Source organism: Acetobacter sp. AN02 (assembly GCF_029759835.1).
Lineage (GTDB): Bacteria > Pseudomonadota > Alphaproteobacteria > Acetobacterales > Acetobacteraceae > Acetobacter.
Genome location: NZ_JAJJND010000117.1, coordinates 1 through 5,736, shown reverse-complemented (window position 1 = coordinate 5,736; position 5,736 = coordinate 1). Strand labels below are relative to the sequence as shown.

Below are 5,736 nucleotides of genomic sequence, written 5' to 3'. Positions count from 1 at the left end.
TGCACACCATCGCCTTCGCAGGTCTCATGCTGAAAAACGCAGCCAACCTGCTCACGCAAAATGCATAACACTCTCTAGTTGAAGAATAGCCAGCCCCATCAGCAAATAGCGTAACCACTCTTTCATACCCGCCTCCCCCGAGCCCCCTCAGTGGCATCTGCCCCCGCGATCCCCGCAGCCGGGGCATCCGACGCATCCTCTGCCACCGGACACGGCCGACGCCCTGCGCGCGGCCCCTTCACGCCAGCTGCGGGGGGCATGCCACGCATTCAGCATCCGCGAGGTGCCTGACCAGATCTGTCGCCCCAGCGCCGGAGACAGGCGCGTGCTCCAGTAAAGCCCGCAGGCCAGGACGAGAAGAACGGCAATCATAGTTCCGAGCATCAGGACCTCCTCCCGGGTCTATCCGCCGCCAAACAGCCGCGTGATATGCCATGTCAGGAACGAGGCGAACCAGGCCATGGCAAAAAGATATCCGGCAGCCAGCGCCGGTGTTTTCCAGCCTCCCGTCTCCCGGCGGATCACCGCGATGGTGGAGAAGCACTGGGGGGCATAGACATACCATGCCAGCAGGGACAGGGCCGTGGCCAGACTCCATTGCGAGGACAGCAGCGGCGCCAGCCTGTCCGCCGCATCCGCCGATTCGCCCGCACCAACAGCATAGACCGTGGCGAGAGCGCTCACGGCAACCTCGCGTGCGGCCAGCCCGGGGATGAGCGCCACACAGATCTGCCAGGTGAAGCCGATCGGCGCGAAAAGCGGCAGCATCAGATGGCCGATCCGCCCGGCCAGACTGTAGTCGATGGCCGGTCCGGTCGCGCCCGGAGGCGGCCCCGGCCAGCTCGACAGCCCCCAGAGCAGCACGCTCAGCGTCACGATGATCGTGCCGACACGCGAGAGAAAGATCTGCGTCCGCTGCCACAGCCCCAGGGCCAGATTACGCAGTCCGGGCAGGCGGTAATCCGGCAGCTCCAGAAGCAGCGGATGCTCCGCATGTCTGTTTTTCTGCCGGAGAACGAGCGCCACCAGTAGCGCGCTGAGAATGGCGAGCGCATAAAGCGCAAACAGCACCAGCCCCTGAAGGCTGAACACACCGCCGACAGATCTGTCGGGAATGAACGCCCCGATCAGCAGCGCATAAACCGGAAGCCGGGCCGAGCATGTCATCAGCGGCGCCAGAAGAATGGTCACAAACCGGTCGCGCGGATTCTGGATCGTGCGCGTGGCCATGATCCCCGGCACGGCACAGGCAAAGCTGGACAGCAGCGGAATAAAGGACCGTCCCGACAGACCGGCAGAGGCCATGATCCGGTCGAGCAGAAACGCTGCCCTGGGGAGATAGCCGGATTCCTCCAGAACCAGAATCCAGAAAAAGAGGATCAGAATCTGCGGCAGAAACTCCAGCACGGTACCGGCACCGGCCAGAACACCATCCGTCAGAAGCCCCGAAAGCGGCCCGTCCGGCACGATTGCCCGTACGCCACCGGCCAGTGCGGCAATCCCCTGATCAATCAGATCCTTCAGAGGCTCCGCCCAGGAAAACACCGCCTGAAACATCACGAACAGCAGGATCGTCAGAATGATCATGCCCCACACGGGATGCAGAACCCGGCGGTCGAGCCTCTCGCCGAAAATCTCGCGCGGCTGCGTATCGCGCCTGACGCACAGATCCATCAGCCGCCGGACCTCCGCATGGATATCGCCCTCCGGCACGGCCGGACCCTGAGGCACATGCGGCAGCGGACGGTCGAACATAGTAAGGACCTGATCAGCACCACCCCGGCGGATACCGACAGCCGTCACGACCGGAATATCCAGCTCCGCCGACAGATGCGCGATATCGATCGAAAGCCCCTGCCGTTCCGCCGCGTCGATCATGTTGATCACAAGGATCATCGGACGCCCGAGCTGTCGCACCTCCAGCGCAAAACGCAGATGCAGTCTCAGATTCGTCGCGGAAATCACGCAGATGATCAGCTCGGGCGCAGGCTCCCCCCGATACCGCCCGGCACAGACATCCCGCGTCACGGCCTCGTCCGGGCTGGTGGCCTGCATGCTGTAGGTGCCGGGCAGATCCAGCAGGCGCACGCGCCGTCCGCCCGGGGAGTGCAGACGCCCCTCCTTGCGCTCCACCGTCACGCCCGCATAATTCGCAACCTTCTGGCGGCTGCCGGTCAGCTGATTGAACAGCGCCGTCTTGCCGCAGTTCGGATTGCCGACCAGGGCCGCAAGAAGCGGCTTCTGCCCGCGATCAGCCAGCCGGTCCGCCACCACCTCCGGAGAAGACATCCCGTTCACGGCTGATCCTCCAGCTCCACCCGGGCCGCCTCACTCAGGCGCAGGGCAAAGCGCGTGCTGCCGATCCGCACGGCCACCGGATCTCCACCAAACGGCCCGCGGGCCACGATCCGCACCGGCTCGCCCGGCACGAAGCCGAGCTCACGCAGGCGGCAGGCCACCGGATCATTCGTCCCCTGATCACCGACCCTGCGGACGATGGCGGTCTGTCCCGAAGGAAGCTGGTCCAGAAACATGAGGTAAGATCGCTCCTGCCGGTCTGCCGGAAGCCACAAGATGTCCTCACCGGCGCCGACCGGACGTCGCACGCCGTATGAACGGGCCGACGCGCACCGCACAGTGTGCCACGCCGGAATTGCGAATGATACCTATTTTCTTCAGGCGCGTATATCCATAAGCAGGCCACGATCCCCTGCTGCCATGCGCTGACGTCATACAGGCCGGGTTTCGCCCCCCGCATCCGCCCGTCTCACAAGTTTCGCGTGCAAAAATCGCCAGTCCCCTCTATGGACAGCGGACACTTCAGATGTACTGCCGGGCCGACAGCCAGGGCGGGGCATCTTCAGACAGGAAAGATCAGGCCCGGTTCCGATGGATATTCGCAACATCGCCATCATCGCTCACGTTGACCACGGGAAAACAACCCTCGTGGACGAGCTTCTCAAGCAGTCCGGCGCGTTTCACGAACACCAGCAGGTGGCCGAGCGCGCGATGGACAGCAACGATCTCGAAAAAGAGCGCGGCATTACCATTCTCGCAAAATGCACCTCCGTTGTCTGGAAAGACACGCGGATCAACATCATCGACACGCCGGGCCATGCCGATTTCGGCGGAGAGGTCGAGCGTATCCTGAGCATGGTGGACGGCGCGATCGTGCTGGTGGACGCCGCCGAAGGCGCGCTGCCGCAGACCAAGTTCGTGGTTGGCAAGGCGCTGGCCCGCGGCCTGAAGCCCATCGTGGTCGTCAACAAGGTCGATCGCGGAGACGCACGTCCCGACGAGGTACATAACGAGATCTTCGATCTCTTCGCCTCTCTCGGTGCGAATGACGAACAGCTGGACTTCCCGATGCTGTACGCCTCAGGCCGTCAGGGCTGGGCGGACGAGACGCTGGAAGGCGCCCGCAAGGACCTTTCCCCGATGTTCGATCTGGTGCTGCGCCACGTGCCGGCTCCGGCCCTGGACAAGGACAAGCCGTTCGCGATGGTCACGACCATCCTCGAATCCGACAACTTCCTCGGCCGCGTTCTGACGGGCCGTGTGGAGCAGGGTCGTGCGAAGATGAACATGCCGGTGAGGGTGCTGCGTGAGGACGGAACGGTTGTCGAGACCGGCCGTCTGACCAAGCTGCTGTCCTTCCGCGGTCTTGAGCGCGTGCCGGTGGATGAGGTCGAGGCCGGAGACATCGTGGCCGTGGCCGGTCTGTCCGACGCCACCATCCCCGACACGATCGCCGCCCCGGAAGTGCAGGAACCGCTCAAGGCGATTCCCGTCGATCCGCCGACCCTGTCCATGACGTTCCGCCTCAATGACGGCCCGCTTGGCGGCCGCGAGGGCAAGAAAGTCACCTCCCGCCAGATTCGCGACCGTCTGTTCAAGGAAACGGAAGGCAACATCGCCATCCGCGTGACCGACAGCCCGGAAAGCGAGGCGTTCGAGGTTGCCGGACGCGGCGAGCTTCAGCTCGGCGTGCTGATCGAGACGATGCGCCGTGAAGGTTTCGAGCTGACCATCGGCCGTCCCCGCGTGCTTTATCGCACGAACGAGGCGGGCGATCGCGAGGAGCCGTTCGAGGAAGTCCTGATCGACGTGGACGAGCCGTATTCCGGCGTGGTCGTCGAGAAAATGTCGATGCGTAAAGGCGTGATGCAGGATATGCGTCCGTCCGGCGGCGACAAGATCCGCCTGACCTTCCACATCCCGTCACGCGGTCTGATCGGTTATCACGGAGAATTCCTGACCGACACGCGCGGCACGGGTATCATGAACCGTCTCTTCCTCGGCTATCAGCCCTATGCAGGAACGATCGAAGGCCGTCGCAACGGCTCGCTGATCTCCTCTGAGGACGGCGCAACGACACAGTACTCTCTGTTCTCCCTCCAGGACCGCGGCACGCTGTTCGTGGAATCGGGCGAGAAAGTCTATGTCGGCATGATCATCGGCGAACACTCCCGTGAAAACGATCTGGAAGTGAACCCGGTGCGTGAGAAGAAGCTCACCAATATCCGCGCCGCTGGTAAGGACGAAGCCCTGCTGCTGACCCCGCCCCGCCGCATGAGCCTGGAACAGGCTATCGCGTATATTGAGGATGACGAACTGGTGGAGGTTACCCCTTCTGCCGTGCGTATCCGCAAACGCTATCTCGATCCGCATGAGCGTAAAAAGCGCGAACGCTCAGGTGGCGATCACTGATAGGGAATACCCCGGGAAGTTCGCTTCCCGGGGTTTTTTCTGAGATCAGATGGAGGGTTCGAAAAACCTTCTGGTTTTGAGGTCTGCTCTGTGATTCCATTTCTCCTGCATTGATTGAGGGAATGGAAGATGAAGCAAGCGGGATTTTTTGACGTTGAAGAGCTGCTTGCCCGGTTGAGCGGGCTTGGCGATCAGCTCGAAGCGTTTTCCCGGACTGTGGATTTTGAAGCGTTCCGTCCTGACCTGGAGAAGGCACTGGCGTATTCCGACGGAAGCAAAGGCGGGCGACCGCCATTTGATCCGGTGCTGATGTTCAAGATCCTGGTGATCCAGACCCTGAACAATTTGTCTGATGAGCGGACGGAATATCTGATCAACGATCGCCAGTCGTTCATGCGCTTCCTTGGGCTGGGGCTTTCAGATCGTGTTCCTGATGCCAAAACGGTCTGGCTGTTTCGCGAGCGTCTGACCCAGGCCGGTGCGATCGATGGGCTGTTCAACCGCTTTGATGCGACCCTGCGCAACGCCGGGTATTTGCCGATGTCAGGCCAGATCCTGGATGCCACACTGGTAGCGGCTCCAAAGCAGCAGAACACCAACGCAGAGAAAGCCGATCTTCGGGAAGGACGTATTCCTGAAGACTGGCAGGACAAGCCGTCAAAGCTGTCGCACAAGGATCGTCATGCGCGCTGGACGCTAGAGAGTGTTATGTACTTTCGTGCGTGAGTGTTTCAGAACGGATGGATGAATACTGCACGCAAACCGTATCCGTCTGATGTCAGTGACGAAGAATGGTCTCTGATTATTCCGTATCTTCTTTTGATGAAGGAAGACGCGGAACAACGCCGTCATGATCTGCGGGAACTGTTCAACGGTCTTCGTTACGTGATCCGTTACGGCATTGCCTGGCGGGCGATGCCAAACGATCTGCCGCCATGGACTGCGGTTTATACCAACCGTTGATTGCTAGAACCTATGAGCCCAATCTCGCAGTCCGATTGACATGATGCGCCAAGGTTGTTCGAC

At 61.6% G+C, this 5,736-nt stretch carries 4 protein-coding genes and 2 pseudogenes; 3 read left to right on the top strand and 3 right to left on the bottom strand.

Features of this window, described 5'->3' with window-relative positions; translation table 11 throughout:
• Positions 1-147: 147 nt before the first annotated feature.
• Genes LOC54_RS11000 through LOC54_RS10990 form a run of 3 tightly spaced genes read right to left on the bottom strand, consistent with a single transcriptional unit; the run spans position 148 to position 2,534 of the window.
• Complete coding sequence (locus LOC54_RS11000) at positions 148-384, bottom strand: DUF6587 family protein (RefSeq protein WP_279313854.1); 237 nt, start codon at positions 382-384, stop codon at positions 148-150.
• A gap of 18 nt (positions 385-402) precedes the next feature.
• Positions 403-2,289 (bottom strand): ferrous iron transport protein B, encoded by a 1,887-nt coding sequence (gene feoB, locus LOC54_RS10995; RefSeq protein WP_279313855.1) that lies wholly within the window; start codon positions 2,287-2,289, stop codon positions 403-405.
• 5 nt (positions 2,290-2,294) lie between these two features.
• Complete coding sequence (locus LOC54_RS10990; protein ID WP_279313853.1) at positions 2,295-2,534, bottom strand: FeoA family protein; 240 nt, start codon at positions 2,532-2,534, stop codon at positions 2,295-2,297.
• A gap of 355 nt (positions 2,535-2,889) precedes the next feature.
• Here LOC54_RS10990 and typA point away from each other — a divergent pair, with 355 nt between their 5' ends.
• The 3 genes and pseudogenes from typA to LOC54_RS10975 form a co-directional block, all read left to right on the top strand.
• Positions 2,890-4,710 carry a translational GTPase TypA gene (gene typA / locus LOC54_RS10985; protein WP_279313852.1) on the top strand — a complete coding sequence of 607 codons (1,821 nt, stop codon included), beginning with the start codon at positions 2,890-2,892 and terminating at the stop codon, positions 4,708-4,710.
• A gap of 129 nt (positions 4,711-4,839) precedes the next feature.
• A pseudogene (locus LOC54_RS10980) lies at positions 4,840-5,412 on the top strand (transposase); the annotation flags it as partial.
• 42 nt (positions 5,413-5,454) lie between these two features.
• Positions 5,455-5,661, top strand: a pseudogene (locus LOC54_RS10975) (transposase); the annotation flags it as partial.
• Positions 5,662-5,736 lie beyond the last annotated feature (75 nt).